We start from the raw sequence: 26,673 nt of genomic DNA, 5'->3' as shown, positions 1-26,673 counted from the left end.
CACTTCTCTATTGATCAGGTCACTGCATTCATAGGGAAGGTCAGCATGCGCAAGCCCCAGCTCGTTCTCGTTATCGCGCTCGCCGGAGGGCTCGCCGCTTGCGGTGAAACCTCCAGCCTGCAAGTCTCTGACGGCACCGGGCCGTCACCCAAATTGCCAGAGCCCAACAAGACGCTGATGCCGACAGTAAACATCGCCCCGGCGATCGGCTGGCCGGACGGCGCCAAACCCGTCGCCGCTGCCGGTACCCAAGTGGCAGCGTTTGCGGAAGGTCTTGATCACCCGCGCTGGCTATACGTACTGCCCAACGGCGACGTGCTGGTCGCCGAAACCAACGCCCCGCCCAAGCCCGATGACGGCAAAGGCATCAAGGGCTGGGTCATGAAGAAAGTCATGGGGCGCGCTGGTGCGGGCGTACCAAGCCCGAATCGCATTACGCTGCTGCGGGACAAGGACCACGACGGCATCGCAGAAACCCGCACGGTGTTCCTGGAAAACCTCAACTCGCCTTTCGGCATGACCCTCGTGGGCAATGACCTGTACGTTGCCGATACCGACCGCTTGTTGCGCTTCCACTATGAAGACGGCGCCACCGCGATCAAGTCGCAGCCGATCAAAGTGGTCGACTTGCCGGGCGGTACGCTGAATCACCACTGGACCAAAAACGTCATCGCCAGCAAGGACGGAAGCAAGCTCTACGTCACGGTAGGCTCCAACAGTAACGTCGGCGAAAACGGCATGGACCAGGAAGAAGGTCGCGCGGCGATCTGGGAAGTGGACCGCGCCACTGGTAACCACCGGATCTTTGCGTCGGGAATTCGCAACCCCAACGGTCTGGCTTGGGAACCGTCCAGCGGCGCGTTGTGGACAGCCGTGAATGAGCGGGACGAAATCGGCAGTGACCTGGTGCCGGACTACATCACCTCAGTGAAGGACGGTGGATTTTACGGTTGGCCCTACAGTTACTATGGTCAGCACATCGACGTTCGTGTCGAGCCGCAACACCCGGAGATGGTCGCCAAGGCGATCGCCCCGGACTACGCCGTCGGCCCTCACACCGCGTCATTGGGGCTGACGTTTGCCGAGGGCAACAAATTGCCGGCGCAGTTCAAGGAAGGCGCCTTCATCGGCCAGCACGGATCCTGGAATCGCAAACCGCACAGCGGCTACAAAGTGATTTTCGTACCGTTCAGCGCGGGCAAACCGAGCGGGCAGCCGCTAGACGTGCTAACTGGTTTCCTCAATGACGAAGAAAAAGCCATGGGTCGGCCGGTAGGTGTGGTGATTGATCAGCAGGGGGATTTGCTGGTGGCGGATGATGTGGGGAACAAGGTGTGGCGGGTGTCGGCGGTTAAATAACGAAATTGACCTCACACGAACCTGTGGGAGCGGGCTTGCCCGCGATGACGTCGGCACGCTCAATAGAGATGCTGGCTTATGAAACGCTATCGCGGGCAAGCCCGCTCCCACAAAAAACATAGTTAGCGCTTGCGACAGAGCGTCAACCCATCCCCCAACGGCAACAGCGACAAATCCACCCGCGCGTCCGTCTTCAATGCACGATTGAGCGCCTGGATTGCGCGGGTATCTGCGCTTTCGGGATTCTCCTCAAGCACCCGGCCACTCCACAGCGTGTTATCGAACACTGCTAACCCACCGACGCGCAGCAACCGCAGCGCATGTTCGAGGTAGGTCGGGTAATTGGCTTTGTCGGCGTCTATGAATACCAGGTCGAATTGCCCGCCCTGCCCTTGCCGTTCAATCTCGCCGAGGGTTTCCAGCGCAGGCGCCAGACGCAGATCGATTCGCCCGGCCAGACCCGCTTCCTGCCAGTAACGGAGCGCAGTGGCGTTGTAGTCACCGGGGATGTCACAGCAAATCAACGAACCGTCTTCGGGTAATGCCTCCGCCATGCACAAGGCGCTGTAACCGGTGAAGGTGCCGACTTCCAGCACACGTCTGGCGCCGATGAGCTTTACCAGCAATGCGAGGAATTGCCCCTGCTCCGGTGCCACCTGCCAGCGCGCCATGGGCAGCGCCTGGGTTTCGTCACGCAGGCGCTTGAGCAGCGGCGTTTCGCGCAGGGACACATCAAGCAGGTATTGATAGAGCGAATCGTCGAGATTGAGCGTGCGCGCGGTCATGACGACAACCTCTGGCTATTACGGATTGCGCGCCAGGTGCTCCGGTTGCAGGACACGCTTGGCGCTCAGATAGGCTTTCTGCCAATACGCCTTGGACAAGCTGTCGAGCTTGACCGTGCCGCCAGTGGCCGGTGCATGGACGAAGCGACCTTCACCGACATAGATGCCAGCATGACTGACTTGGGAGCCGCCATTGGTGGCGAAGAAGATCAGGTCACCGGTCTGCAGACCTTCCTTACCGACGCTGGCCGCCTGCATGGAGATCATTTCACGCGTGGTCCGCGGCAAGGAAATACCAGCCACATCACGGTAGACGTAGCCGATCAAACCACTGCAATCAAATCCGGAATCCGGTGTATTGCCGCCCCAGCGATAAGGCGTACCCACCAGGCCCAACGCGCGAAACAGCACGTCCTCGGCTTCAGGCGAAAAGGCTTGGGAGGGACCGAACACGATAGGCGCGCGAACCACCGGCGCAGGCGGCGGTGTGCGACTGGCGCAAGCGCTGAGCAGCGCTGCGAAGAGCATGATTGTGAGGCGGGCCGACATCGTCATAAGCAGAACATCCTGATCTGGCTGCGGCTTTTTCTGCTGAAAGCGCAGAAAAGAAAACCGCCTGCGCGTGACGCAGGCGGTTTGCCATCATTAATAGATCAAGATTCTAGCTGCTACGTGGCAAACTTCAAGTAAGACTTTAAGTTCACCTTACAAATTGTCCGCTTACTTGCGAGCAGTAACGATTGGTGACGCACCAGGTGCCATCGCGAGGGCGCGCTTGGCTTCGATGAAGGTCTTGCTCCAGTAGCTGTCGCCCAGGCTATCGATTCGCACACCACCGCTGCGGCGGCTGCTGGAATGGATGAACTGGTTGTCGCCCAGGTAGATCCCGGCGTGACTGACACGACCGCGACGACCATTGGTAGCGAAGAACAGCAAATCGCCCGGCTCCAGCTTGCTGCGAGAGACGAGAGGAGCGTCGACGTTGATCATTTCGCGAGTGGAGCGAGGCAGGTTCATCCCGGCTTCTTCACGGAACAGATAGCCAATGAAACCACTGCAATCGAAACCGGCTTCAGAGGTACCGCCGAAACGGTAACGGGTACCGATCAGGGACATGCCGCGTTCGAGGATGCTGTCAGCCAGAACTGGAAGTTTGTACGACTTGCCATCGGCGAAAGCTGCGAGTTCTTTTTCGGTAGCCGCCTCGTCTTGAAAAAGATCTTCCTGATAACGAGCGGAAGATTGGGCGGTAACAGAGTTTTTAACCTGCTGTTGTTGCTCTTGCTGGGACACTGGAGAGTGGGCAGCGCAACCGAACAACAGGGTAACGAGTGCGAGAGGCACGAGGGGTGCAAAGCGATTTAGCATGGGCACGACCGTGGCTGATAGTTGTAAAGAAGCCGAGACTATGCCCGCTATCATCCTCATTTGCAAATTCAATCGAACTTTTTGTGACTTCTCGGTTTCTCGTAAACATCTAAGCGCTTAAGCCCCATTTAGACGCTTGCGCTGCCTACGCGTGTAGGAACGTGCGTTTTCTGGCGCCTGAAATATGCCAAAAAACCGCGAGAAACCGGAGGTTTTACCAGCCCAGCGTTTCTTTCAGGAAGGGAATAGTCAGCTTGCGCTGCGCTTGAAGCGAGGCCTGATCGAGACGCTCAAGCAGTTCGAACAGCGCACTCATGCTTCGAGTACCGCGAGTCAAAATAAAGTGACCGACTTCATCCGTCAGATGCAGTCCGCGACGGGATGCGCGCAGTTGCAACGCACGCAGTTTGTCTTCATCGGAAAGCGGTCGCATCTGGAAAATCAGTGCCAGGGTCAGGCGGGATTTAAGGTCCGCCAACTTCACCGGCAACTCACGCGGCGACGTCGACGCGGCAATCAACAGACGCCGGCCACTGTCGCGTAGACGATTGAACAGATGAAAAAGTGCCTCTTCCCAATCCGCCTTGCCGGCCACCGCTTGTAAATCGTCGAGGCAGACCAGTTCGTATTGTTCGAGGTTATCGAGGATTTCAATGCCGCGATCGAGCAACTCGGCCAAAGGAAGGTAAACCGCCGGCTCACCCATCTGCTCGAATCGCAAGCACGCAGCCTGCAACAGATGCGTGCGCCCTACCCCGTGCTTGCCCCAGAGATAAATCAGGCTTTCGGTCCAGCCGGCGTCGGCTTCGCACAGCCGCTCGACATAGCCGAGTGCAGCGGCATTGGCGCCTGGGTAGTAGTTGATAAAAGTGGCGTCATCACGCAGACGCACACCTAGGGGCAGCTGAATCGGTTTCATGCTGACTGAACAGTTCCAAAGGAACCGTTAGTGGCCTCTGTGTAAAGTTTGCGAAGTTTATACCCGTGAAGCCGACCGCACAATGCGACAGACCACAAGCAAAATCAAAGGTTTGCGTTTGCGACCCGGTTTTATGACGGATTCTTTGGCGGTCCATCCGACCGCTAGACGAACCCGTCGTTCCGACTTGGCCTTAAACCAGGTCATCTGCGTTCCGCTCATTTCAAGCCTTAAAGTTCGGGATCCTCGACCCCGCTGTACATATCCGAATCTTTATACAAATCATGCACATGGCGCACCAGCACCATGATCACCGCCGCCACCGGCAGCGCAAGCAATACGCCGGTAAAGCCAAACAGCTCGCCGCCGGCCAGGATCGCAAAGATCACCGCCACCGGGTGCAGACCAATCCGATCCCCCACCAGCAATGGCGTCAGCACCATGCCTTCCAACGCTTGACCAACCATGAACACCGCGACAATGCCGATCATGGGATACAGATCGCCACCGAACTGAAACAGACCGGCAATCAATGCTGCGCCAATACCAATGACGAAACCCATGTACGGCACAATCGCCGCCAGGCCGGCAATCAGACCGATCAACAGTCCCAACTCAAGCCCCACCAACATCAGTCCCGCTGCGTAGATTACGCCCAACGCCACCATCACCAACAACTGCCCGCGAACGAATGCTCCCAGCACTTCATGGCATTCAGCGGCCAGGGAAACTGCCTGCTCTTCGCGATCACGGGGCAGCAAGCTGCGGATTTTGGCCATCATCAGGTCCCAATCCCGCAGCAGGTAGAAACTCACCACCGGGATCAACACCAGATTCGCCAACCAGCCAATCAGCGCCAGGCCGGAAGCGGTCGCCTGACTCAGCACTACACCGACAATGTCAGTGGTCTGGCCCATGTGCTCACTGATCGCCGCCTTGAGCTTGTCGAACTTCCAGAAACCCTCCGACAAACCGAACTTCGATTGCGCCCATGGCAACGCGGTGTGCTGCAACCAATCGAGCATCTGCGGCGCCAGCTCATATAAACGAAACAACTGCTTGGCGAGCATTGGCACCAACACCAGCAGCAGCGTAGTGAAAATCAGGGTGAACAGCGCGAACACCGCGATCACGCCCCACGTGCGTGAAAGACCGGCCTTCTCCAGCCGATCCACCAGCGGGTCGAACAGATAGGCCAACAGCAACGCCACCAGAAACGGCGTCAGAATCGGATGCAACAACCAGATAAACGCGCAGAACAGAACCACTGCACCCAACCAGAACCAGCGCCGCGTATCGGCCATGAACCACTCCATTGCTTCTATATAAAGAAAGAAAAATCTACCAGCGGAAACGCAACTGCGGTGTCGGTGCGGGGGTTGGCGTTATGGCAGCGGCAGCGCCGCCAGCCGCCGGTTGAGCAGGTGTAACGGGGGCTGGGGCCGGTGTTGGTGCCGCTGCAACCTCTTGCAACTTCGCCAACGATAATTGCGCCCGCAATTGATCAGCACTGCCATTGACCCGATACAGAATCCGGTCGCCATCGACACTTTGCGGACGCCCACCGAAGGGTTCCAGCAATCGCCCAAGCGTCGCATAACGCTCCAGATTCATCCCCTGCACTTCCAGCAACTGTTGCGATGAAGCCCCAGGCTTGGCGACGAATCGCGGCGCCAGGCGTTCGTTGACCGCCAACATCACCGCATCCGCCACAGCGGCCTGATCCGCGCCTTGAACGCTACCCGCCTCTTTCTGGTCACCCAGCCACAGACGCCACTTGGCCTGCCACTGACCACCCTCTTCACGGGCATGCACCGCCAGCACAGCGTCGGCATTGTAACGTTCCGATGCCGCCCGCAGCGGTGCCGGATCAGCACTTTCAAGATTCGGTGCCGTAGCGACGCCCTGCTCACCCAAATCCGCCAGCGGCAGACGCAGCGGCAAACCACGGTGCTGAGCGGCTCGGCGCAACGGCGTCGCATTGGCCTGACCATCGCCCACTAGGCTTGAGCCCTCTGTGGATTCGTTCAACCACCAACCCAGAATCGACGGCCGATTGGCTCCCCACATGGCCAGCCCGGCGCGGCGCAAGGCCTGCTCGGTGGTCGCCGGATCGAAATCGACTTTCAACACTTCCGGCGGCCCCGCCTCAAAACCGTACTGACTGATGATTTGCTGCGGGTCTTTGCGAATCGCTGCCAGGCCCGGACTTTGCGCCGCCTTCGGATCGCCGGTCAGTCGCAACACCAGCGTATCCAACGCACGCTGAGTCGCTTGATCACGCTCCTCCTGCGTCTGGCTGCTGACAGGCTCGCGCACTACATAAAGGCCTTTCACCGTTTCGGCCTGACTGACGAGACTGACCAATGACAAACAACCTGCAAACAAGAATTTACAAAAACGCATGGAAGATTCCTGACGACAAGGGCGGGTGGAACAGACCGCATGAAGACGATCGAGCAAGGCTGTGACCATCGCTCGGCGCAAAACATTCACACGTCCCGGGTAAGTTTTCGCACTGTCATAACGATAGACGGTTAATGACGATACCCTGCGCGAGCGAGCAGGATGCTACTGACACGGGGCAATTTCGTTTTTTTTAGGCAGATATGCCCCTGCTGTCGGCGTGAGGATGGCCGCTGCCTCTCAAGCCTGATAAAATCGCGCGCCTTCGCAGACCGGCAACAGCCGGGCACCCTCGAAATTCGCGTGAGGCAATCGCCCCCCGTCGAATTCGGCGTCCCCGCTGAACTCGGTCGTTACCCCTGAATCCCCCCTAAAGGCCTGGATCATGAGCAAGCAACCCTCCCTGAGCTACAAGGACGCCGGTGTAGACATCGACGCCGGTGAAGCATTGGTCGAACGCATCAAGAGCGTCGCCAAGCGCACTGCGCGCCCGGAAGTCATGGGCGGCCTGGGCGGTTTTGGCGCCCTCTGCGAAATCCCGGCCGGCTACAAGCAGCCTGTGCTGGTTTCCGGTACTGACGGCGTCGGCACCAAGCTGCGCCTGGCACTGAACCTGAACAAGCACGACAGCATCGGCATCGACCTGGTCGCCATGTGCGTCAACGACCTGGTGGTGTGCGGCGCAGAGCCGCTGTTCTTCCTCGACTACTACGCCACCGGCAAACTGAACGTCGACACCGCCGCCCAGGTTGTGACCGGCATCGGCGCAGGCTGCGAGCTGTCCGGCTGCTCCCTGGTCGGCGGCGAAACCGCTGAAATGCCAGGCATGTACGAAGGCGAAGACTACGACCTGGCCGGCTTCTGCGTCGGCGTCGTGGAAAAATCCGAAATCATCGACGGTTCCAAAGTCGCTGCTGGCGACGCCCTGCTCGCCCTGCCGTCTTCCGGCCCGCACTCCAACGGCTACTCGCTGATCCGCAAGATCATCGAAGTGTCCGGTGCAGACATCGAAAACACCCAGCTCGACGGCAAGCCGCTGACCGACCTGCTGATGGCCCCGACCCGCATCTACGTGAAGCCGCTGCTCAAGCTGATCAAGGAAACCGGCGCCGTCAAAGCCATGGCCCACATCACCGGTGGCGGCCTGCTGGACAACATCCCGCGCGTTCTGCCAAAAGGCGCACAAGCGGTGGTTGACGTGGCGAGCTGGACCCGTCCGGCGGTGTTCGACTGGCTGCAAGAGAAAGGCAACGTCGACGAAAACGAAATGCACCGCGTACTGAACTGCGGTGTCGGCATGGTCATCTGCGTCGCTCAAGAGCACGTCGAAACTGCCCTGAACGTTTTGCGCGAAGCCGGCGAGCAGCCATGGGTCATCGGTCAGATCTCCACCGCTGCCGAAGGCGCAGCTCAGGTCGAACTGAAGAACCTCAAGGCTCATTGATGTCCCAGACCTGTGATGTGGTGGTGCTGTTGTCCGGCACCGGCAGTAACTTGCAGGCCTTGATCGACAGCACGCGGACCGGCGACAGCCCGGCCCGCATCGCTGCGGTGATTTCCAACCGCGCCGACGCCTACGGCCTGCAACGCGCCAGTGACGCGGGTATCGCCACCCGCTCGCTGGATCACAAGGCTTTCGATGGCCGCGAGGCCTTCGATGCCGCGTTGATCGAACTGATCGACGCCTTCAACCCCAAACTCGTGGTACTGGCCGGTTTCATGCGCATCCTCAGCGCTGATTTCGTGCGTCACTTCCAGGGTCGCCTGCTCAACATCCATCCTTCGCTGCTACCCAAATACAAAGGGTTACACACTCATCAGCGAGCGCTGGAGGCCGGCGACGCCGAACACGGTTGCTCCGTGCACTTCGTCACCGAGGAACTCGATGGCGGACCACTGGTCGTACAGGCAGTAATACCGGTAGAGTTGCATGACTCGCCGCAAAGCCTGGCGCAGCGGGTCCACGTTCAGGAACACCTGATCTACCCGATGGCCGTACACTGGTTTGCCGAAGGCCGGTTATCACTCGGTGATCAAGGTGCTTTACTGGATGGACAGTTACTCGCGGCCAGCGGCCACTTGATTCGAACCTAGGAGATTTTATGCGTCGCGCCCTGCTCTTCGCTTGCGCTCTGCTCGCCCTGCCCTTTGCGCAGGCTGCAGACCTTCAACCGTTCTCCGCCAGCTACACCGCCGACTGGAAGCAGCTGCCCATGAGCGGCACCGCCGAACGCAGCCTGACCAAGGAAGCCAACGGCATCTGGAAGCTCACCTTCAAGGCGTCGATGATGATCGCCAGCCTGTCCGAAGAAAGCACCCTGACCGTCGACAAGGACACCCTGCTGCCACAGTCCTACCACTTCGAACGCGGTGGTCTGGGCAAAGCCAAGAAGGCTGATCTGGACTTCGACTGGGCCGCCAAAAAGGTAACCGGTACTGATCGTGGCGACGCCGTGAATATCCCGCTGAACCGCGGCATGCTCGACAAATCCACTTATCAGCTTGCTCTTCAGCATGACGTCGCCGCCGGCAAGAAGAGTATGAGCTATCAGGTCGTGGATGATGGCGAAGTCGATACCTACGACTTCCGCGTGCTCGGTTCGGAAAAAGTCGACACCAAGGCTGGCCAGATCGATGCAATCAAGGTCGAGCGCGTGCGCGACCCGACGCAAAGCAAGCGCATCACTGTGCTGTGGTTCGCCAAGGATTGGGATTATTTGCTGGTCCGCCTGCAACAGGTCGAAACCGACGGCAAGGAGTACAACATCATGCTCCTGGACGGCAAGGTCAACGGCAAGACTGTCAAAGGCAGTTGATCCGAACGTATATAAAGAAGCCCCGCAAATGCGGGGCTTTTTTTGATCAAAAGATCGTCCGAGCGCGGCCCGAACCTTCGGCAGCTCCTACGGGAAGATGCGTTCGACGCAGGCTGCGATCTTTTAAAAAGGAACGCGCAGCAGGCGTATTGCTCTATACCTTCAAGGTCTTTTTTGATCGAATGTTTTTTCCTGCCGCCTGCGAGGTTTCCCATGACCGTTACCGTCAATACCGTTTCCGCCGAAGGTTTTCGCCACAGCGTCCAGATCGATGACCACGAACTCTTTGCCGATGTCCCCCAGTCCGCTGGCGGCGGAGGTTCGGCGCCGGAGCCGCACGATTACTTCGATGCCGCGCTGGGTGCATGCAAGGCCCTGACCTTGAAGTTGTACGCGAAGAAAAAGGACATTCCGCTGACGGGCGTTGGCGTTGAGGTCAAACGCGACAACAGTGAAGAGCAGAAAGGCAAATATGTCCTCCACGTCAGACTGACCCTCAAGGGTGTGCTCACCGACGCCCAGCGTGATGAGTTGCACCGTGTGGCCGACCGCTGCCCGATTCACAAGCTGATGACCACCAGTGAAGTCAGCATCGAAACCCACCTTTCCGAAGGCGCGTTCAGCCAATAGCGGCAACGGCTGCGCAAGCGGGTTATGCTCGAACGCATCACCCGCTCAGCCTGGAACGCACCATGAACACTCCGCTCGTGATCCGCCCCCGCGCCGAAGATGTCGAAGGCCAGCCGATTCTTCGTCCGCTGCCTTCTGCCAAATGCCGCAATGTCGGGCCCTTCGTGTTTTTCGACCACATGCTCGAAACCGAGTATCCGGCCGGCAAAGGCATGAACATCCGACAGCACCCGCATATCGGGCTGTCGACCCTCACCTACTTGTTCGACGGGCAGATCCAGCACAAGGACAGTCTCGGTTCTGATCAGGTGGTCAATGCTGGCGATGTCAGCTGGATGACCGCCGGCAGCGCCATCGCCCACGTTGAACGCACGCCTCAGCCGCTATGGGACCAAAGTTTCAAGATGCACGGTTTGCAGATCTGGCTGGCGTCCCCGAAAGATCACGAACAAGGCCCGGGGCATTACAGCCATCACCCAGCGACTACGCTCCCGGTCAGCGACAACCTTGGGGTGAAGATCCGCATGATTGCCGGCTCAGGCTTCTGCCTTGAATCGCCGGTGCCGGTGCTTTCTCCTACGCTATACGCGGAACTGAACCTGCAAACGGCGACGACATTGCTGATTCCAACCGAGCATGAAGAACGAGCGCTGTATGTGTTGAGCGGTGAAGCGCAACTGGATGGCGAGGCAGTAGAACCGCATTCGCTGGTTGTTTTGCCTGCCGGAGAGGAAATGACCCTGTTCGCTGAGAGCGACTGTCATGCCGTGCTGTTCGGGGGAGCACCACTGGACGGACCGCGACGGATCAATTGGAATTTCGTGGCGAGCGATCCGGCAGCAATCGATGAAGCGCGCCGTCGCTGGGCGGCCGGGGATTGGCCTACGGTGCCGGGGGAAGTTGAGCGGATTGAATTGCCTTGAGGTTTTAAGCGCCTGTCATTGCCTCATCGCTGGCAAGCCAGCTCCCACAGTTGATCGGCTTGTTCGCAAAACTGTGTACGACACAACTCTTGTAGGCGCTGGCTTGCTAGCGATGGCGATCATGAGGACGCTATCGCCAGCAAGCCGGCTCATACAGGGTTCGATGTTCGGTGCTTTTTCAGCCCTTGAACACTTCATCCAGCAAGTTATGCATCGACGTGAACGCCCGTGTGGCAATCTTCGCGTCGTACATCATCATCCCCGGCACATTCGCATGCGGATCGGTGAACGAGTGGAACGCACCGCCGTAGCTCAGCAACTGCCAATCCACACCCGCCGTATTCATTTCCTCTTCGAAGGCCGGCAGTTGCTCTTTCGGCACTAATGGATCGGAAGCACCGTGCAGTACCAGCACCTTGCCCTTGATGTTTTTCGCATCGGCCGGATTCGGCGTATCGAGGGTGCCGTGGAACGACACCGCCGCCTTTACCGGCGCACCAGTACGGGCGAATTCCAACGCACAGCAACCACCGAAGCAGAAACCGAATGTGGCCAGCTTCGAAGTATCGACGGCCACTTCGCCCTGGTTTTGCAGCTGTTCGAACGCAACCTGCATGCGCTTGCGCAGCAATGGGCGGTCATTCTTCAGCGGCATCATCGCTGCGCCCGCTTCATCGTTGTTCTGAGGGCGAAGCGATTGGCCATAGAGGTCTGCGATCAGTACCACGTAGCCCTTGGCCGCCACCGACTTGGCGATTTCTTCGGCGCCGGCGCTGACACCCATCCAGTTCGGCGCCATCAACAACCCCGGACGCGGGCCTTTTTGGTCAGCATCAAAAGCCAGACGGCTTTCGTAGGACTGGCCATCAATCTGGTAGGCCACGGAACGTACAGTGATTTGGCTCATTTCTGACTCCTGATTTTTAAACACCAGAATGAAAAAACCCGCCGAAGCGGGTTTTTCTACAACGCAGTTAAGCCGACAGCTCAACCAATAGCTTGTTCAGACGACGCACATAAGCCGCCGGGTCCTTCAAGCTGTCGCCGGCCGCCAGGGCCGCCTGATCGAAGAGGATGTGCGACAGGTCGCCGAAGCGCTCGTCGCTCCGCTCGTTATCGAGCTTCTCGATCAACGGGTGAGCCGGGTTGAATTCGAAGATCGGCTTCGAATCCGGAACTTTCTGCCCGCTGGCTTCGAGGATTTGACGCATTTGCAGACCCAAGTCCTGCTCGCCGATGGCCAGAATCGCCGGCGAGTCGGTCAGACGGTGGGAAACCCGCACTTCAGCGACGGATTCGCCCAGCGCGGTTTTCAGACGCTCAACCAGTCCTTCTTTGGACTTGGCGACTTCTTCCGCGGCTTTCTTGTCCTCTTCCGAGTCCAGGTTGCCGAGGTCGAGGTCACCGCGCGCCACGTCGACAAAGCTCTTGCCGTCGAAATCGCTGAGGTAGCTCATCAGCCACTCGTCGATGCGATCGGTCAGCAGCAGCACTTCGATGCCTTTCTTGCGGAAGACTTCCAGGTGCGGGCTGTTTTTGACTTGCGCGTAGGTTTCGCCAGTCAGGTAGTAAATCTTGTCCTGACCTTCCTTGGCGCGAGCCAGATATTCGGTCAGACCGACAACCTGTTCGCCGTCTTCACCGTTGGTCGATGCGAAACGCAGCAAGCCAGCAATTTTTTCTTTGTTGGCGAAGTCTTCTGCCGGGCCTTCTTTCATGACCTGGCCGAAGTTTTTCCAGAAGCCTTTGTATTGCTCAGGCTCGTTCTTCGCCAGTTTTTCCAGCATGTCCAGAACGCGCTTGGTCAGCGCCGACTTCATGGAGTCGATGATCGGGTCTTTCTGCAGGATTTCCCGCGACACGTTCAGCGACAAGTCGTTGGAATCGACCACGCCTTTGATGAAACGCAGGTACAGCGGCAGGAACGACTCCGCCTGATCCATGACGAAAACGCGTTGCACATACAGCTTCAGGCCTTTCGGCGCTTCACGCTGGTACAGGTCGAACGGAGCACGGGCCGGCACGTACAGCAGCGAGCTATATTCGAGCTTGCCTTCGACCTTGTTGTGGCTCCAGCTCAGCGGGTTTTCGAAGTCGTGAGCAATGTGCTTGTAGAACTCCTGGTATTCCTCGTCCTTGATCTCGGTACGCGGACGGGTCCACAGGGCGCTGGCGCGGTTGACGGTTTCCCATTCAACAGCCGGCTTCTCTTCGCCTTCAGCGGCTGCCACTTCTTTCGGCAACTCGATCGGCAAAGCGATGTGGTCGGAGTACTTCTTGATGATGTTGCGCAGACGCCAGCCATCGGCAAATTCGTCTTCACCGGACTTCAGGTGCAGGACGATGCGAGTGCCGCGCTCGGCTTTCTCGACTGTCGCCACTTCGAAGTCACCTTCGCCCTTGGACGACCAGTGCACGCCTTCGCTGGCAGCACTGCCGGCACGACGGCTGTACACGTCGACTTTGTCGGCAACGATGAAGGCAGAGTAGAAACCAACACCGAACTGACCGATCAGATGCGAGTCTTTCTTCTGGTCGCCGGTCAGGTGCTTCATGAAGTCGGCGGTGCCAGACTTGGCGATGGTGCCGAGGTGCGTGATCGCATCTTCACGGCTCATACCGATACCGTTGTCTTCAAGGGTGACGGTTTTAGCGTCTTTGTCGAAGCTCACGCGGATTTTCAGTTCGGCGCCACCTTCCAGCAATTCTGGCTTGGACAGCGCTTCGAAACGTAATTTGTCTACAGCGTCAGAGGCGTTCGAGATCAGTTCGCGAAGGAAAATTTCCTTGTTGGAATACAGCGAATGAATCATGAGGTGCAGCAGTTGCTTCACCTCGGTCTGGAAGCCCAGGGTTTCCTTTTGAGTTTCCACACTCATGGTCATCAAACTCCAATCAGATGGCATAAGCCGCGACCTTGAGGGTCGGCGGCGGGTTGTCATCAGAGTTGGGGGCTGTGTTCAGGATTTCAAGGGCTCATCAAGTTTGAAATGCGCCCGGGCCGTGGCGATGGGTTCCGCTTCGGTACTTTGCCAGGCTGTAATCGCCACGTTTGCCACTCGACGCCCCTGGCGACACACCTGGCACCGAGCCCAGGTATCGCGAGATTGCCCGGCGCGCAGGTAGTCGAGAGAGAAGTCGATAATTTTTGGCACGCCGGGTGAACCGGTAAACACCAGCAGATGAAGTGCGGCGGCCAACTCCATGAAACCGGCAATCACACCACCGTGGATCGCGGGCAATAAAGGGTTACCAATGTTGTCCTTGTTGGCCGGAAGACGAAACAGCAGCTCATCCCCCACGCGTGAGCATTCGACGCCAATCAATTGGGCGTAGGGAATCAGGTCCAACAGCGGGCCGTAGTCCCCCCGCTCATGGGCCTGTTGCAGTTGCTCCTTGAATGACTCGCTCATTTCGCACCTCCGGCGATGGCGCCGCCAAATCCTTTGGTCCCTTTAATGGCTTTGCCCATGCGCATGAAAGTGCCCACCACATGGGCAATGGGTTGCTGGGGATCATCCTGATAGGCGAAGCCGCGGGCGAAAATCACGTCGGTGGTTACCCGGTAGCACTGGGCGAAGCCGTAGACATCCTTATGCGGCTCGGCGGCGTGCATGTAGTCGATGCGCAGGTCGAGGGTGGGGCAGACTTCAAATTCCGGCAACACGCAGAGGGTGGACATGCCGCATGCGGTGTCCATCAGGGTAGTCAGCACACCGCCGTGGATCACACCGGTTTGCGGGTTGCCGACGATCTTCGGGCTGTACGGCAGGATGACCGTTAGTCCGTCGCTGCTGGCGCTATGAACGCGCAATCCAAGTACCTGGCAATGTCTGAGCGCCGAAAGAAATCGTGTCGCGCGCTCAAAAACGGGGTTCTCGGTCATGTGATAAACACTCTTCTTAGTATGCAAAAATCGTATTGGGCGGATTCGTAAAAGTTCCCGTGGGAATAATCTTATATATCTGAACGAATTGAGGAACTTAACCCTAATGGCCATGCTCGAAAGGCCAGTAGATATTTTCCATAAGGAGAAACACCCCATGCGTAAGACTTTAGCTATTGCCTTGATGTTGACCGCTTCCCTCGGTCTCGCTGCCTGCGATAAAAAATCCGAGGACAAAGCTCAAGATGCCAACCAACATGCTGAGCAAGCTCAGCAAGACATGAACAAAGCTCAGGATAAAGTGAACGACGCTGCGAAAGAAAACGCCGAAGCTGCCAAAGCTCAGGCCGAATCGAACGAAGCCGCCGCAAAAGAAGCCGCACCTAAAAACTAAGTCGTTTTTAGCGTGTGAAAAGAAAACCCGCCAAGTGCGGGTTTTCTTTTGTCTGCTGTTTTGTTGCCTTCCCGGCGTTAGAGCAAAATCGTTCTAAAAGTCGGACTAATCATCAATAACAACGAACAGATTAAACCCACCAGCCAAACCAGACTGCGCTGCCAGGCGAGATCTTTCCAGTAACACACCAAGTAGATAATGCGCGCGATCACAAAGATGATCGCCAGCCAATCGATCAGCCATCCCGCCGTTTGCGTGGTATGCGCCATCAGCACACCCACCGCAAACAGTATGAACGCCTCGAAGCTGTTCTGATGCGCCGCCACTGCACGGGCACCAAACCCCGTGAGCTGATCTTGTTGCTGGCGCGGCAGGTGATTGTTGTACCCGCCCTGCTCTTTCATCGCCTTGGTCACAGGCATTCGCGCCACGTAAATCAGCAAGGCACTGATAAACACACACCAGAAAGGAATACTCATCAAACAGCCTCTTTACTCACCTCGGGCAACGGCGCCTCAGTAGGGGTATAGACCATCACATCAAGAACGTCGGAGTGAAACTCGCGACGGTACAAAACCAACACCACACCGGCACTCATCAACATGAACAACCATGGACTGACAAACCAGGCCAGCATCGTCATGCCGAAGTAATAAGAACGCAGGCCAAAGTTGAACTGGTTGGCGGCCATTGAGATGACACGCGCAGCGCGGGCGGCAAAAGCTTTGCGCTCCTGTTCGGAGACATGTCGCTCGCCGACCATGGGTGCCGAGCCCACCAGGATGGCCGCGAAGTTGTACTGACGCATGCACCAGCTGAAAGTGAAAAACGCATAAACGAACACCAACGCCAGGCACAACAACTTGATCTCCGACATCCCCTGGGACGCCTGTTGCACCATCGGAATATCCGCCAACAACGACACCGCGCGTTCGGAAGCCCCGAGCACCGTGAGAATACCGGCGAGGATAATCAACGTACTGGAGGCGAAGAACGAAGCGTTGCGCTCCAGGTTGCCAATCACGCTGGCATCGGCGATGCGGTTGTCACGCAGCAACATTCGACGCATCCAGTCCTCACGATACAAGTGCAACACACTGGCCAGGCACGCGGTGTCACGGCCTTTCCATGAGGCATAGCGGGTGTAACCGCCCCAGCAGATGACAAACCAGATGGCAGCAAGGATATGGATCAGATTGGCTTGGATGAACGACATGCAGGTCCTTGTGATGTATTTGCGGAATACACAATCCCTGTAGGAGCAAGCTTGCTCGCGATTGCGACGGGTCAGTCAACAGCACTACTGAATATACCGACGCCATCGCGAGCAGGCTCGCTCCCACAAAGGGTTTTGCAGTGCTTCGACGTTAGCCCAAGAAAAAAGACACTGCATCCAGCCCATAAAAAATGCCCCGTATCGATTGATACGGGGCATTTCTGTTTTGCTCACAGGCCCGCTTGTGACGGGCCGGCAACGCTTAAGCCAACGCTTCTTCGCGCTTGCCCAGCAGACGGTCGCAAACCACAGCAACCACCAGGGTCATTACCGACGGCACCAGCCACGCCAGACCCTGCTCGCTCAACGGCAAATGCGCCATTTGGCTCGGCATCCAGTCCGCCAGGCCGGCACCCTTGAGAGCGTCGATCAGGCCGAAGATGAACGACACCAGCATGACCGGACCGAGGATACGACCCTGCTCATGCCAGAAGTCCTTGCAGAAGCTCAGCGCCACCAGAACGATGCATGGCGGGTAGATCGCGGTGAGTACCGGGATCGAGAACGCAATCAGCTTGGTCAGGCCCAGGTTGGACACCAGCAGCGAGAACGCGGCGAGGATGATCACCAGGGTCTTGTAAGACAGCGGCACCACGCGACTGAAGTACTCGGCGCAGGCACAGGTCAGGCCGACCGCGGTCACCAGGCACGCCAGGGAGATCAGCACCGCAAGGAATCCGCTGCCCAACGAACCGAACGTGTGCTGCACGTAAGCGTGCAATACCGCCGCGCCATTGGTCGCCCCAGCCGCCACTTCATGGCTGCCCGAACCGAGGCGGAACAGGCTGACGTAAACCAGTGCCAGACCTACACCGGCAATCAGTCCGGCGATGATCGCGTAACGGGTGATCAGCGCCGGCGACTCGACTCCGCGAGAGCGGATGGCGTTGACGATGACGATGCCGAACACCAGAGCGCCCAGGGTATCCATGGTCAGGTAACCATTGATGAAGCCTTGGGAGAACGGTGCGGCAACGTATTCAGGGGTGGCGTGACCAATGTCACCGGCCGGCAAGGCGAATGCAGCGATGCCCAGCACGGAGAGCGCGATGATCTTCAGCGGCGCGAGGAAGCGTCCAACAGTGTCCAGCAAACGCCCCGGATACAGCGAAATGAAGAACACCAGCAGGAAGTACACCGAGCTGTAGAGGAACAGCGCCAACGGGCTCTCGCCGGTCAATGGCGCCAGGCCCACTTCGAAAGATACGGTCGCAGTACGCGGTGTCGCGAACAGCGGGCCGACCGCGAGGTAGCACGCCGCGGCCAACAGGCCACCGGCGACTTTACCGATCGGGCTGCTCAGCGCGTCCATGGCGCCGCCAACCTTGGCCAGCGCCACAACTGTGATCACCGGCAGACCGACCGCCGTGACCAGAAAGCCCAGCGCCGCCATCCAGACATTAGGCCCGGACTGCAAACCGACGATAGGCGGGAAGATGATGTTGCCGGCCCCGACGAACAGGGCAAACGTCATAAAACCAAGTGCCAGGATGTCCTGGCCTTTCAACACTTTCATTAGGGAAATACCACACTACTGAATCGGAATTTAGAGAGGGATTTCCCTATGGGTGAGGGAAATGCTGTCGGTCCGTATGGGACCAACCCTTTTAGCGCGTTGCAGCCTTGTGGGCGCGGACGCAAAAATGGCGCGTAGCCTAACGAATTTGGGCGGTAAACGCACTGTTAAAGGGCGAACTATCCGATACGCGACATTTCTGTGTCGCGTTTACATATCTATATTTCATGAAATGTCCCTGTGGCGAGGGAGCTTGCTCCCGCTCGCCTGCGAAGCAGGCGTAATGCCAGACAACGCATTTCATCTTTTAAAACGCGGCAGTATGTTTTTGTTGGCTGCTTCGCAGCCCAGCGGGAGCAAGCTCCCTCGCCACAAAAAAAGCCTCATGTGTTTCTCATACCAGAAACGACAAAGGCCACCCGAAGGTGGCCTTTGTTTGGTGAAGCGTCAGTTAAGCGCGAGGCTTACTTGACAGCCCAACCAGTCAGCTCAGCCAGGGCTTTGCCGATGTCTGCCAGCGAACGCACGGTTTTAACGCCTGCGTCTTGCAGAGCAGCGAATTTCTCGTCTGCAGTGCCTTTGCCGCCAGAGATGATTGCGCCAGCATGGCCCATGCGCTTGCCCGGAGGAGCAGTCACACCAGCGATGTAGGAAACAACCGGCTTGGTCACGTGTGCCTTGATGTAGGCAGCCGCTTCTTCTTCAGCCGAACCGCCGATCTCACCGATCATGACGATCGCTTCGGTCTTCGGGTCTTCCTGGAACAGCTTCAGGATGTCGATGAAGTTCGAACCCGGGATCGGGTCACCACCGATGCCGACGCAAGTCGACTGACCGAAACCGGCGTCAGTAGTTTGCTTCACAGCTTCGTAGGTCAGGGTGCCGGAACGGGAAACGATACCGACCTTGCCTGGCAAGTGAATGTGACCTGGCATGATGCCGATCTTGCATTCGCCTGGAGTGATCACGCCTGGGCAGTTAGGGCCGATCAGGGTGATACCCAGCTCGTCGCACTTAACTTTAGCGTCCAGCATGTCCAGGGTAGGAATGCCTTCGGTGATGCACACGATCAGCTTGATACCGCCGAACGCAGCTTCCAGGATCGAATCTTTGCAGAAAGGAGCCGGAACGTAGATCACGCTGGCGGTGGCGCCAGTTGCAGCTACAGCGTCTTTCACGGTGTTGAACACTGGCAGACCCAGGTGCTCGGTGCCGCCTTTACCAGGCGTTACACCACCCACCATCTTGGTGCCGTACTCGATGGCTTGCTGGGTGTGGAAACTACCTTGCGAACCGGTAATACCCTGGCAGATAACTTTGGTGTCTTTATTGATCAGGACGCTCATTATTTGCCCTCCGCAGCTTTGACAACTTGTTGAGCAGCGTCGGTCAGGCTGGTAGCAGCGATGATGTTCAAACCGCTTTCTGCCAGTACTTTAGCGCCCAGCTCAGCGTTGTTGCCTTCAAGGCGAACAACAACCGGGATTTTCACGCCGACTTCTTTCACTGCACCGATGATGCCTTCGGCAATCATGTCGCAACGAACGATGCCGCCGAAGATGTTAACCAGTACTGCAGCGACGTTGGTGTCGGACAGAATGATTTTGAAAGCTTCGGTAACGCGTTCTTTGGTAGCACCGCCGCCCACGTCGAGGAAGTTGGCTGGTTTGCCGCCATGCAGGTTGACGATGTCCATGGTACCCATGGCCAGGCCAGCACCGTTGACCATGCAACCGATGTTGCCTTCCAGCGCTACGTAGTTCAGTTCGAACTTGGCAGCGTGCGCTTCGCGCGGATCGTCTTGCGACGGATCGTGGAAAGTCTTCAGCTTAGGCTGACGGTACATGGCGTTGGCGTCGATGTTGATCTTGGCGTCGAGGCAGTGCAGATCGCCGTCAGCCTTGATCACCAGCGGGTTCACTTCCAGCAGGGCCAGGTCGTGATCCTTGAACAGTTTGGCCAGACCTACGAAGATCTTGGCGAACTGGGCAACTTGCTTGCCTTCCAGACCCAACTGGAATGCCAGCTCGCGACCCTGGAATGGCTGAGCGCCAACCAGTGGATCGATAGTGGCTTTCAGAATTTTTTCTGGAGTGTCGTGAGCGATTTTCTCGATGTCCACGCCACCTTCGGTGGAAGCCATGAACACGATACGACGGCTCGAACGGTCAACGACAGCGCCCAGGTACAGCTCTTTAGCGATATCAGTGCACGATTCAACCAGGATCTTGGTGACTGGCTGACCATTGGCGTCAGTCTGGTAAGTCACCAGACGCTTGCCCAGCCACTGCTGTGCGAATGCCTTAGCGTCTTCTTTGCTGCGAACCAGCTTAACGCCGCCCGCTTTACCGCGACCACCAGCGTGGACCTGGGCTTTGACAACCCACTCGGTGCCGCCGATTTTGTCGCAAGCTTCTGCTGCTGCTTCCGGGGTGTCTACCGCGTAACCGGTGGAAACTGGCAGGCCGTACTCAGCGAACAGCTGCTTACCCTGATACTCGTGAAGATTCATGCTTATTACCGTCTTCGTTAGGTACTGCGCATTCGGTGCTGCACTTATTGAAGTGCCGCACCACCTGTGACTGCTGCTTGCGTAGCCTTTCCGGACAACCGGTGCAGCTACGCAAGACTGCGTCCAGCGGACATTCCGCGGTGAGTCTTGCATGCAAGGCTCACGACGGGCCGTACCGCCGTGGTTTCTTATTGTGTCTTAACGCTTCTTGCGGTTGGCGATGTGAATGGCGCCGCCATTCACTGCCAGAGCAGCTTCGTGCAAGGCTTCAGACAGGGTCGGATGGGAGAAAACCATCATGCCCAAGTCTTCAGCGCTGGTGCCGAATTCCATACCGATTGCGCCCTGCTGAACCAGTTCTGCAGCGCTTGGGCCGATCACGTGGACGCCCAGTACGCGGTCGGTCTTGGCATCTGCGATGACCTTGACGAAACCGCCGGTATCGTTGGCAGCCATGGCACGGCCAGAGGCTGCGAACGGGAAGGTGCCGACGTTAACTTCTACGCCTTCAGCTTTCAAGGCCTGCTCGGTTTTACCAACCCACGCGATTTCCGGGTGAGTATAAATAACCGAAGGGATCAAATCATAGTTCATCTGGGCTTTGTGGCCCTTGATGCGCTCGACAACCATGATGCCTTCTTCGGACGCTTTGTGCGCCAGCATCATGCCGCGAACCACGTCACCGATGGCGTAGACGCCCGGTACGGTGGTGGCGCAGTGATCGTCAACGTGCACGAAACCGCGCTCGTCCAGGGTCACGCCGCAATCAGCGGACAGCAGATCAGTGGTCACCGGACGGCGACCAACGGCTACGATCAGCTTGTCGAAAGTGATGTTCTGTTCGCCGTTGGCATCGGTGTAGTTCACAACGACTTCGTCGCCGTTCACTTTGGAACCGGTCACGCGAGCGCCCAGCTTGATGTCCAGACCCTGTTTGGTCAGGGTTTTCAGCGCTTCCTTGGAAACGGCAGCGTCAGCGGCCATCAGGAAGGTGTCCAGGGCTTCCAGGACAGTCACTTCTGCACCCAGACGCGACCAGACCGAACCCAGTTCCAGACCGATAACGCCAGCGCCGATCACGCCCAGACGCTTAGGTACGGATTGGAATTCCAGTGCGCCAGTCGAATCGACGATCACATTCTGGTCGACCGGAGCCGGTGGAATGTCGATCGGACGCGAACCTGGAGCCAGGATGACGTTTTCGGCTTCGATGATTTCTACCGAACCGTCAGGCTTGGTGACTTCAACTTTCTTGCCAGCCAGCAGCTTGCCGTGACCCTCGATGGAGGTCACGCCGTTGGCTTTGAACAGGGTCGCAACGCCAGAGGTCAGGCCTTTGACGATGGTGGCTTTACGGCCAACCATTGCACCCACGTCCATGGTCACGCCAGCGTGATTGATACCGTGGATCGCGAAGCCTTCTTTCGCTTCCTTGTATTTCCAGGAGCTGTCCAGCAGCGCCTTGGATGGAATGCAGCCGACGTTCAGGCAAGTACCGCCCAGTGCCAGTTTGCCTTCCTTGTCGGTGTACTTCTCGATGCAGGCAGTGGAGAGACCCAGCTGCGCGGCCTTGATGGCAGCAACGTAACCGCCAGGGCCCGCACCGATCACTACTACGTCAAATTTCTGCGACATTCAAAAAATCCTCTTTAGCGAAAAGCTTCAAGCCGCAAGCTGCAAGCCAAGCTGCGGGTTTTCCGACAGCTCGAGCTTGCAGCTCATGGCTGCTTCTATCAGATATCCAGCAGCAAACGAGCCGGATCTTCCAGCAGGTTCTTGATGGTCACCAGGAAGGTCACAGCTTCTTTGCCATCGATCAGACGGTGATCGTAGGACAGAGCCAGGTACATCATCGGACGGATAACGACCTGACCGTTGATCGCCATAGGACGCTGCAGAATGTTGTGCATGCCCAGGATAGCGGCTTGCGGCGGGTTGACGATCGGGGTCGACATCATCGAACCGAAAGTACCACCGTTGGTGATGGTGAAAGTACCACCGGTCATTTCGTCCATCGACAGCTTACCGTCGCGGGCTTTCTTGCCGAAGGTGGCGATGCCGCCTTCGATTTCAGCCAGGCTCATCAGTTCGGCGTTACGCAGAACCGGTACAACCAGGCCGCGATCGCTGGAAACTGCAACGCCGACGTCAGCGTAGCCGTGGTAAACGATGTCGCCGCCGTCGATCGAGGCGTTGACAGCCGGGAAGCGTTTCAGCGCTTCGGTGGCCGCTTTCACGAAGAACGACATGAAGCCCAGGCGCACGCCATTGTGGGACTTCTCGAACAGATCCTTGTACTTCGAACGCAGGGCCATGACTTCGGTCATGTCGACTTCGTTGAAAGTGGTCAGCATCGCCATGTTCGACTGAGCTTCAACCAGACGCTTGGCCACGGTGGCGCGAACGCGGGTCATCGGTACGCGCTTCTCGATGCGGTCGCCAGCGGCGAACACAGGAGCGGCGGCCGAAGGAGCAGCAGCCTTTGCAGGCGCGGCAGCCGGAGCGGCTTTCTTGGCAGCAACAGCTGCAACCACGTCTTCCTTGGTCACACGACCGCCTTTGCCAGTGCCGGCAACGGAAGCGATGTTGATGCCGTTTTCTTCAGCCAGCTTGCGAGCAGCCGGTGCAGCAACAGGATCGTCTTCGCCTTCGGCAGCTGGAGCAGCAGCTTGTGCAGCGGCCGGAGCAGCAGCGGCAGCCGGGGCAGCCGGGGCAGCAGCAGCGCCGCCCGCTTCGATGGAGCCCAGGACTTCGTCGGACAGAACGGTGTCGCCTTCGTTCTTGACGATAGCGCCCAGCACGCCGTCAGCAGTGGCCAACACTTCCAGCACAACCTTGTCGGTTTCGATGTCGACGATCAGGTCATCACGCTTTACAGCGTCGCCCGGTTGTTTGTGCCAGGTGGCAACGGTGCCGTCGGCAACCGATTCCGGGAAAGTGGGGGCTTTGATTTCGATAGCCATTATCTGTGGGTCCTTAAATTCGGTTTCAGGTGCGCGAAGGCGTTAAACAGTAAAGGCGTCTTGCAGCAGTTTTTCCTGCTGCTCAGCGTGCATCGATGCATAACCGCATGCGGGTGCAGCAGAAGCCTCACGGCCCGCGTACTCGAGTACGAGAGACTTGTCGAGGTTGCTGATGCTGCGACGCATGTGGTGTTGGCTGCAGTACCACGCACCCTGGTTCATCGGCTCTTCCTGACACCAAACGGCATGCTTGACGTTGGTATAAGGAGCCAGGACTTCTTTCAAGTCGTCCTCAGGGAATGGGTACAGCTGCTCGATACGCACGATGGCGATGTCATCACGACCTTCGGCACGGCGTTTTTCCAGCAGGTCGTAGTAGACCTTGCCGCTACACAGGACAACGCGCTCGACCTTGGACGGGTCTTGAGCATCGATTTCCGGGATCACGGTCTGGAACGAACCTTCGGCCAGATCTTCCAGGGTCGAAATGGCCAGTTTATGACGCAGCAGCGACTTCGGAGTCAGAACGATCAATGGCTTGCGCAGTGGGCGAATCACCTGACGGCGCAGCAAGTGATAAATCTGAGCCGGCGTTGTCGGTACGGCTACCTGAATGTTGTGCTCGGCGCACAGTTGCAGGTAACGCTCGAGACGAGCCGACGAGTGCTCCGGACCCTGACCTTCATAACCGTGCGGCAGCAGCATGGTCAGACCGCAGAGACGGCCCCACTTGTGCTCGCCACTGGTGATGAACTGGTCAATAACGACCTGGGCGCCGTTGGCGAAGTCGCCGAACTGGGCTTCCCAGATAACCAGCGCATCAGGCGTGGTGGTCGAATAACCGTACTCGAACGCCAGTACCGCTTCTTCGGACAGGAACGAGTCGTACAGGTCGAAACGTGGCTGACCGTCGTACAGGTTCTGCAACGGGATGTAGGTGCCCGCGTCTTTCTGGTTGTGCAACACGGCATGACGGTGCGAGAACGTACCGCGGCCGATGTCCTGGCCGGTCATGCGGATCGGGTGACCTTCGAACGCCAGGGTCGCGTACGCCATGGTTTCGGCGTAACCCCAGTTGATCGGCAGGCCGCCGGCTTGCATCTTCTGACGGTCTTCGTAGATTTTCGAGACCTGGCGCTGTACCACGAAGCCTTCCGGGATTTCCAGCAGCTTGGCGGACAGTTCCTGCAAGGTCTTGAGGTCGAAGCGAGTGTCGTGACGCGCGGTCCAGGCGTGGCCCAGATACGGACGCCAGTCCACGAACAACTCTTTGTTCGGCTCTTTGACCAGGCTTTTCACTACGTGCAGACCGTTGTCCAGCGCGTTGCGGTATTCGTCGACTTTCGCCTGAACACGCTCTGCGTCGATGACACCGCTCTGGGTCAGACGATCGGCATACAGCTCACGGGTGGTGCGCTGTTTGGTGATCTGCTGATACATGATCGGCTGGGTGCCACTTGGCTCGTCGGCCTCGTTGTGGCCGCGACGACGGTAGCAGACCAGGTCGATCACCACGTCACGCTTGAACTGCATGCGGTAGTCGATGGCCAGTTGGGTCACGAACAATACGGCTTCCGGATCATCACCATTCACATGGAGGATCGGCGCCTGGATCATTTTCGCGACGTCGGTGGCGTACTCGGTGGAACGCGAGTCCAGCGGGTTGCTGATGGTGAAACCAACCTGGTTGTTGATCACGATGTGCACGGTACCGCCGGTCTTGAAACCGCGGGTTTGCGACATCTGGAAGGTTTCCATCACCACGCCTTGACCGGCGAATGCCGCGTCACCGTGGATGGAGATCGGCAGAACCTTCTCACCGGTAGGGTCGTTACGACGATCCTGACGGGCACGGACCGAACCCTCGACCACTGGAGAAACGATTTCCAGGTGGGACGGGTTGAAAGCCATGGCCAGGTGAACTTCACCGCCGGTGGTCATGACGTTGGACGAGAAGCCCTGGTGGTATTTAACGTCACCGGAACCCAGCTCGACCTTCTTCTTGCCTTCGAACTCGTCGAACAGCTCGCGCGGGTTCTTGCCGAAGGTGTTGACCAGCACGTTCAGACGGCCACGGTGGGCCATGCCGATGACGATTTCCTTGGTGCCGTAGGAACCGGAACGCTGGATCAATTCGTCGAGCATCGGAATCAGGCTCTCGCCGCCTTCCAGACCGAAACGCTTGGTGCCCGGGTATTTGGTGCCCAGGTATTTTTCCAGGCCTTCACCGGCAGTGACGCGCTCGAGCAAGTGACCCTTGATGTCGGCCGAGTACGTCGGACGGCCGCGCACGCTTTCCAGACGCTGCTGGAACCACTGGCGCTGCTCGGAATCGGTGATGTGCGTAAATTCAGCGCCGATGGTGCGGCAATATGTCTGCTGCAACGCTTCGTGAATTTCGCGTAGGCTCGCTTCCTCTTTGCCGATGAACAGGTCGCCGGCACGGAAGGTCGTATCAAGATCGGCATTGGTCAAGCCGTAATGATTGATTGACAGGTCTGCAGGTGCAGGACGCTGCCACAGCCCCAGCGGGTCAAGCTGGGCTGCCTGGTGGCCACGCATACGGTAGGCCTGGATCAATCGCAGCACTTCAACTTGCTTCTTCTCGTGCTCACTGCTCACGCTGCCGGCGGAAACCGGTTGGGCGCGGCGCTGGTTCTTTGCCAGCAAGACGAAATGATCGCGAATTGTGGAGTGCGAAACATCGGTGGCAGTGTTGCCGTCAGCAGGCAACTTCTGGAAGTAGGTGCGCCACTCTTCTGGCACAGCGTTAGGGTCGTGCAGGTAGAGCTCGTAGAGCTCTTCCACATAGGCAGCGTTACTACCGGATAGGTAGGCGCTGTTCCACATGCGCTGCATCACGCTTTCTTGCATGCTTGGTCACCCTCGGTTAGGGGAACACCACCGGCGTCGACACCGA

Annotated in this window: 25 protein-coding genes; 7 read left to right on the top strand and 18 right to left on the bottom strand. The window is 58.0% G+C overall.

Annotated features, from left to right (window positions below):
* Positions 1-45: 45 nt before the first annotated feature.
* Positions 46-1,359 carry a PQQ-dependent sugar dehydrogenase gene (locus NL64_RS01430; protein WP_034146369.1) on the top strand — a complete coding sequence of 438 codons (1,314 nt, stop codon included), beginning with the start codon at positions 46-48 and terminating at the stop codon, positions 1,357-1,359.
* 122 nt (positions 1,360-1,481) lie between these two features.
* Here the strand turns inward: NL64_RS01430 and NL64_RS01425 are convergent, their stop codons facing one another.
* The 6 genes from NL64_RS01425 to NL64_RS01400 all read right to left on the bottom strand — a co-directional run bounded on the left by NL64_RS01425 (position 1,482) and on the right by NL64_RS01400 (position 6,837).
* The gene (locus NL64_RS01425) at positions 1,482-2,144 is read right to left on the bottom strand and encodes a class I SAM-dependent methyltransferase (RefSeq protein ID WP_034146368.1); all 663 of its coding nucleotides are present in this window, start codon (positions 2,142-2,144) and stop codon (positions 1,482-1,484) included.
* 18 nt (positions 2,145-2,162) lie between these two features.
* Entirely contained in the window at positions 2,163-2,699 is a 537-nt protein-coding gene (locus NL64_RS01420) for a C40 family peptidase (RefSeq protein ID WP_034146367.1), read from the bottom strand.
* A 165-nt stretch (positions 2,700-2,864) separates the two neighbouring features.
* On the bottom strand, positions 2,865-3,512 hold the full coding sequence (locus tag NL64_RS01415) for a C40 family peptidase (RefSeq protein ID WP_034146366.1): 648 nt from the start codon (positions 3,510-3,512) through the stop codon (positions 2,865-2,867).
* Positions 3,513-3,726: 214 nt separating this feature from the next.
* Positions 3,727-4,431: a DnaA regulatory inactivator Hda gene (hda, locus tag NL64_RS01410; RefSeq protein WP_034146365.1), complete on the bottom strand. Its 705-nt coding sequence runs from the start codon at positions 4,429-4,431 to the stop codon at positions 3,727-3,729.
* Between the two features lie 230 nt (positions 4,432-4,661).
* On the bottom strand, positions 4,662-5,735 hold the full coding sequence (locus NL64_RS01405; RefSeq protein ID WP_034146364.1) for an AI-2E family transporter: 1,074 nt from the start codon (positions 5,733-5,735) through the stop codon (positions 4,662-4,664).
* Positions 5,736-5,772: 37 nt separating this feature from the next.
* The gene (locus NL64_RS01400; RefSeq protein WP_034146363.1) at positions 5,773-6,837 is read right to left on the bottom strand and encodes a DUF2066 domain-containing protein; all 1,065 of its coding nucleotides are present in this window, start codon (positions 6,835-6,837) and stop codon (positions 5,773-5,775) included.
* A gap of 385 nt (positions 6,838-7,222) precedes the next feature.
* Between NL64_RS01400 and purM the strand changes: the two genes are divergently transcribed.
* The 5 genes from purM to NL64_RS01375 all read left to right on the top strand — a co-directional run bounded on the left by purM (position 7,223) and on the right by NL64_RS01375 (position 11,206).
* Positions 7,223-8,281, top strand: coding sequence for a phosphoribosylformylglycinamidine cyclo-ligase (gene purM, locus NL64_RS01395; protein ID WP_034146362.1), 1,059 nt, complete (start codon positions 7,223-7,225; stop codon positions 8,279-8,281).
* Positions 8,281-8,931 carry a phosphoribosylglycinamide formyltransferase gene (gene purN, locus NL64_RS01390; RefSeq protein ID WP_034146361.1) on the top strand — a complete coding sequence of 217 codons (651 nt, stop codon included), beginning with the start codon at positions 8,281-8,283 and terminating at the stop codon, positions 8,929-8,931. The genes purM and purN overlap by 1 nt, the downstream gene beginning before the upstream one ends.
* An 8-nt stretch (positions 8,932-8,939) precedes the next feature.
* Complete coding sequence (locus NL64_RS01385) at positions 8,940-9,653, top strand: DUF3108 domain-containing protein (RefSeq protein WP_034146360.1); 714 nt, start codon at positions 8,940-8,942, stop codon at positions 9,651-9,653.
* A 213-nt stretch (positions 9,654-9,866) separates the two neighbouring features.
* Positions 9,867-10,283, top strand: a complete 417-nt coding sequence (locus NL64_RS01380) for an OsmC family protein (RefSeq protein ID WP_034146359.1) — start codon at positions 9,867-9,869, stop codon at positions 10,281-10,283.
* Between the two features lie 62 nt (positions 10,284-10,345).
* Positions 10,346-11,206 (top strand): pirin family protein, encoded by an 861-nt coding sequence (locus NL64_RS01375; RefSeq protein WP_034146358.1) that lies wholly within the window; start codon positions 10,346-10,348, stop codon positions 11,204-11,206.
* 178 nt (positions 11,207-11,384) lie between these two features.
* Here NL64_RS01375 and NL64_RS01370 read toward each other — a convergent pair whose 3' ends face one another.
* The 4 genes from NL64_RS01370 to NL64_RS01355 form a co-directional block, all read right to left on the bottom strand.
* On the bottom strand, positions 11,385-12,113 hold the full coding sequence (locus tag NL64_RS01370; protein ID WP_034146357.1) for a dienelactone hydrolase family protein: 729 nt from the start codon (positions 12,111-12,113) through the stop codon (positions 11,385-11,387).
* A gap of 67 nt (positions 12,114-12,180) precedes the next feature.
* Positions 12,181-14,085: a molecular chaperone HtpG gene (gene htpG, locus NL64_RS01365; RefSeq protein ID WP_034146414.1), complete on the bottom strand. Its 1,905-nt coding sequence runs from the start codon at positions 14,083-14,085 to the stop codon at positions 12,181-12,183.
* A gap of 81 nt (positions 14,086-14,166) precedes the next feature.
* Positions 14,167-14,619 (bottom strand): PaaI family thioesterase, encoded by a 453-nt coding sequence (locus tag NL64_RS01360; protein WP_034146356.1) that lies wholly within the window; start codon positions 14,617-14,619, stop codon positions 14,167-14,169.
* On the bottom strand, positions 14,616-15,092 hold the full coding sequence (locus NL64_RS01355) for a PaaI family thioesterase (RefSeq protein WP_034146355.1): 477 nt from the start codon (positions 15,090-15,092) through the stop codon (positions 14,616-14,618). The genes NL64_RS01360 and NL64_RS01355 overlap by 4 nt, the downstream gene beginning before the upstream one ends.
* 157 nt (positions 15,093-15,249) lie before the next feature.
* Between NL64_RS01355 and NL64_RS01350 the strand changes: the two genes are divergently transcribed.
* Positions 15,250-15,486: a hypothetical protein gene (locus NL64_RS01350; protein ID WP_034146354.1), complete on the top strand. Its 237-nt coding sequence runs from the start codon at positions 15,250-15,252 to the stop codon at positions 15,484-15,486.
* Between the two features lie 77 nt (positions 15,487-15,563).
* On the opposite strand, the gene NL64_RS01345 is transcribed toward NL64_RS01350, so the two are convergent.
* The 8 genes from NL64_RS01345 to NL64_RS01310 all read right to left on the bottom strand — a co-directional run bounded on the left by NL64_RS01345 (position 15,564) and on the right by NL64_RS01310 (position 26,627).
* Entirely contained in the window at positions 15,564-15,965 is a 402-nt protein-coding gene (locus tag NL64_RS01345; protein WP_034146353.1) for an MAPEG family protein, read from the bottom strand.
* Positions 15,965-16,702 carry a DUF599 domain-containing protein gene (locus NL64_RS01340; protein WP_034146352.1) on the bottom strand — a complete coding sequence of 246 codons (738 nt, stop codon included), beginning with the start codon at positions 16,700-16,702 and terminating at the stop codon, positions 15,965-15,967. The genes NL64_RS01345 and NL64_RS01340 overlap by 1 nt, the downstream gene beginning before the upstream one ends.
* A 262-nt stretch (positions 16,703-16,964) precedes the next feature.
* Positions 16,965-18,278 (bottom strand): branched-chain amino acid transport system II carrier protein, encoded by a 1,314-nt coding sequence (brnQ, locus tag NL64_RS01335; RefSeq protein WP_034146351.1) that lies wholly within the window; start codon positions 18,276-18,278, stop codon positions 16,965-16,967.
* Positions 18,279-18,742: 464 nt separating this feature from the next.
* The gene (sucD, locus tag NL64_RS01330) at positions 18,743-19,624 is read right to left on the bottom strand and encodes a succinate--CoA ligase subunit alpha (protein WP_008032672.1); all 882 of its coding nucleotides are present in this window, start codon (positions 19,622-19,624) and stop codon (positions 18,743-18,745) included.
* The gene (sucC, locus tag NL64_RS01325) at positions 19,624-20,790 is read right to left on the bottom strand and encodes an ADP-forming succinate--CoA ligase subunit beta (RefSeq protein WP_007898980.1); all 1,167 of its coding nucleotides are present in this window, start codon (positions 20,788-20,790) and stop codon (positions 19,624-19,626) included. The genes sucD and sucC overlap by 1 nt, the downstream gene beginning before the upstream one ends.
* A gap of 198 nt (positions 20,791-20,988) precedes the next feature.
* Positions 20,989-22,425 carry a dihydrolipoyl dehydrogenase gene (gene lpdA / locus NL64_RS01320; RefSeq protein WP_034146350.1) on the bottom strand — a complete coding sequence of 479 codons (1,437 nt, stop codon included), beginning with the start codon at positions 22,423-22,425 and terminating at the stop codon, positions 20,989-20,991.
* Between the two features lie 98 nt (positions 22,426-22,523).
* Positions 22,524-23,753, bottom strand: a complete 1,230-nt coding sequence (gene odhB / locus NL64_RS01315) for a 2-oxoglutarate dehydrogenase complex dihydrolipoyllysine-residue succinyltransferase (protein ID WP_034146349.1) — start codon at positions 23,751-23,753, stop codon at positions 22,524-22,526.
* A gap of 42 nt (positions 23,754-23,795) precedes the next feature.
* Positions 23,796-26,627: a 2-oxoglutarate dehydrogenase E1 component gene (locus NL64_RS01310; protein WP_034146348.1), complete on the bottom strand. Its 2,832-nt coding sequence runs from the start codon at positions 26,625-26,627 to the stop codon at positions 23,796-23,798.
* Between the last annotated feature and the right edge of the window lie 46 nt (positions 26,628-26,673).

The sequence above is a fragment of the Pseudomonas fluorescens genome (assembly GCF_000802965.1).
Taxonomy (GTDB): Bacteria; Pseudomonadota; Gammaproteobacteria; order Pseudomonadales; family Pseudomonadaceae; genus Aquipseudomonas; species Aquipseudomonas fluorescens_A.
This window is presented reverse-complemented; position numbering and strand designations above follow the sequence as displayed.

Coding starts and splice junctions, on each gene's coding strand:
- NL64_RS01430 (WP_034146369.1), top strand. CDS start 46: ATGCGCAAGCCCCAGCTCGTTCTCGTTATCGCGCTCGCCGGAGGGCTC.
- NL64_RS01425 (WP_034146368.1), bottom strand. CDS start 2,144: ATGACCGCGCGCACGCTCAATCTCGACGATTCGCTCTATCAATACCTG.
- NL64_RS01420 (WP_034146367.1), bottom strand. CDS start 2,699: ATGACGATGTCGGCCCGCCTCACAATCATGCTCTTCGCAGCGCTGCTC.
- NL64_RS01415 (WP_034146366.1), bottom strand. CDS start 3,512: ATGCTAAATCGCTTTGCACCCCTCGTGCCTCTCGCACTCGTTACCCTG.
- hda (WP_034146365.1), bottom strand. CDS start 4,431: ATGAAACCGATTCAGCTGCCCCTAGGTGTGCGTCTGCGTGATGACGCC.
- NL64_RS01405 (WP_034146364.1), bottom strand. CDS start 5,735: ATGGCCGATACGCGGCGCTGGTTCTGGTTGGGTGCAGTGGTTCTGTTC.
- NL64_RS01400 (WP_034146363.1), bottom strand. CDS start 6,837: ATGCGTTTTTGTAAATTCTTGTTTGCAGGTTGTTTGTCATTGGTCAGT.
- purM (WP_034146362.1), top strand. CDS start 7,223: ATGAGCAAGCAACCCTCCCTGAGCTACAAGGACGCCGGTGTAGACATC.
- purN (WP_034146361.1), top strand. CDS start 8,281: ATGTCCCAGACCTGTGATGTGGTGGTGCTGTTGTCCGGCACCGGCAGT.
- NL64_RS01385 (WP_034146360.1), top strand. CDS start 8,940: ATGCGTCGCGCCCTGCTCTTCGCTTGCGCTCTGCTCGCCCTGCCCTTT.
- NL64_RS01380 (WP_034146359.1), top strand. CDS start 9,867: ATGACCGTTACCGTCAATACCGTTTCCGCCGAAGGTTTTCGCCACAGC.
- NL64_RS01375 (WP_034146358.1), top strand. CDS start 10,346: ATGAACACTCCGCTCGTGATCCGCCCCCGCGCCGAAGATGTCGAAGGC.
- NL64_RS01370 (WP_034146357.1), bottom strand. CDS start 12,113: ATGAGCCAAATCACTGTACGTTCCGTGGCCTACCAGATTGATGGCCAG.
- htpG (WP_034146414.1), bottom strand. CDS start 14,085: ATGAGTGTGGAAACTCAAAAGGAAACCCTGGGCTTCCAGACCGAGGTG.
- NL64_RS01360 (WP_034146356.1), bottom strand. CDS start 14,619: ATGAGCGAGTCATTCAAGGAGCAACTGCAACAGGCCCATGAGCGGGGG.
- NL64_RS01355 (WP_034146355.1), bottom strand. CDS start 15,092: ATGACCGAGAACCCCGTTTTTGAGCGCGCGACACGATTTCTTTCGGCG.
- NL64_RS01350 (WP_034146354.1), top strand. CDS start 15,250: ATGCGTAAGACTTTAGCTATTGCCTTGATGTTGACCGCTTCCCTCGGT.
- NL64_RS01345 (WP_034146353.1), bottom strand. CDS start 15,965: ATGAGTATTCCTTTCTGGTGTGTGTTTATCAGTGCCTTGCTGATTTAC.
- NL64_RS01340 (WP_034146352.1), bottom strand. CDS start 16,702: ATGTCGTTCATCCAAGCCAATCTGATCCATATCCTTGCTGCCATCTGG.
- brnQ (WP_034146351.1), bottom strand. CDS start 18,278: ATGAAAGTGTTGAAAGGCCAGGACATCCTGGCACTTGGTTTTATGACG.
- sucD (WP_008032672.1), bottom strand. CDS start 19,624: ATGAGCGTCCTGATCAATAAAGACACCAAAGTTATCTGCCAGGGTATT.
- sucC (WP_007898980.1), bottom strand. CDS start 20,790: ATGAATCTTCACGAGTATCAGGGTAAGCAGCTGTTCGCTGAGTACGGC.
- lpdA (WP_034146350.1), bottom strand. CDS start 22,425: ATGTCGCAGAAATTTGACGTAGTAGTGATCGGTGCGGGCCCTGGCGGT.
- odhB (WP_034146349.1), bottom strand. CDS start 23,753: ATGGCTATCGAAATCAAAGCCCCCACTTTCCCGGAATCGGTTGCCGAC.
- NL64_RS01310 (WP_034146348.1), bottom strand. CDS start 26,627: ATGCAAGAAAGCGTGATGCAGCGCATGTGGAACAGCGCCTACCTATCC.